Source organism: Dactylosporangium sucinum (genome assembly GCF_014647515.1).
In the GTDB taxonomy this organism is placed as follows: Bacteria; Actinomycetota; Actinomycetes; order Mycobacteriales; family Micromonosporaceae; genus Dactylosporangium; species Dactylosporangium sucinum.
This window is the reverse complement of the sequence record NZ_BMPI01000007.1, coordinates 26,308-27,037: the sequence shown is the minus strand read 5'-3', so window position 1 is coordinate 27,037 and position 730 is coordinate 26,308. Positions and strand designations below refer to the sequence as shown.

The following is a 730-nucleotide window of genomic DNA, read 5'->3' as shown; positions in this document are numbered from 1 at the left end:
GGTCATGCCGTTGGGGCCGTGGTTGCAGTAGCCGCCCGGGTTCTTCGCGTCCGAGAGGTACTGCTGGTGGTAGTCCTGACGTTCATGTCACAACATGGGCGCGGAGTCAGAGATGGAGGACGAGACGTAGCGCGTCGTCGACTGCGGACATCTCCTGGTGCGAAAGGTGACCGACAAGCTGGCCGAGTCGTTCGGGCTGGACAGCCGCGGTCTGCTCGGCGAGCACATATGTGGATTTGCCCTGGACCTCGATCTCCGGCCGGAAACTGGTCGGCCGAGCGCTGGTGGAGGTCGGTGCGACGAGCCACGTCGACAGCGGTAGCAGGTCTGACTGGACCACGACGGCGTATCGGTTGCCGCGCTGCTCGTGGCCGCGCGTGTCCCTAGGACCCTTGAGCTCGTAGACGTCACCACGCACGGAGCGACTCCATGTCTGCCAGCACGGCTCGTGCCTCGGCGACATCGTCCGTGTCCGCTGCAACGGCTTCCGCTTCGGCGCGGATTTGCTCCTCGCGGCGAACGCGCCACGCAGCGAGGATCGCGTCACGGATGACCTGCGAACGGTCGCGGTCGCCGGACGTCAGCTCGGCCAGCGCCCGATCGACGTCGTCATCCGCGCGGAATGTAATCGTCGACATAAGACAAAGTGTAATACGGTGGAACGGCCACCGTCGAGATAACGATGGCCGTTCGCCGAACGGATCAGGCGGGGAGAGTGCCGACGCCGATC

The 730-nt window shown here is 65.1% G+C and carries 2 protein-coding genes and 1 pseudogene; all 3 read right to left on the bottom strand.

Features of this window, described 5'->3' with window-relative positions; all coding sequences use genetic code 11:
* Positions 1-78: pseudogene (locus tag IEZ31_RS56180) on the bottom strand (peptide-methionine (S)-S-oxide reductase MsrA); the annotation flags it as partial.
* 28 nt (positions 79-106) lie between these two features.
* On the bottom strand, positions 107-418 hold the full coding sequence (locus tag IEZ31_RS08620; RefSeq protein ID WP_308429362.1) for a type II toxin-antitoxin system PemK/MazF family toxin: 312 nt from the start codon (positions 416-418) through the stop codon (positions 107-109).
* On the bottom strand, positions 408-730 hold a 323-nt coding region (locus tag IEZ31_RS08615; protein WP_229834484.1), incomplete at its 5' end, for a hypothetical protein. The genes IEZ31_RS08615 and IEZ31_RS08620, both read right to left, overlap by 11 nt.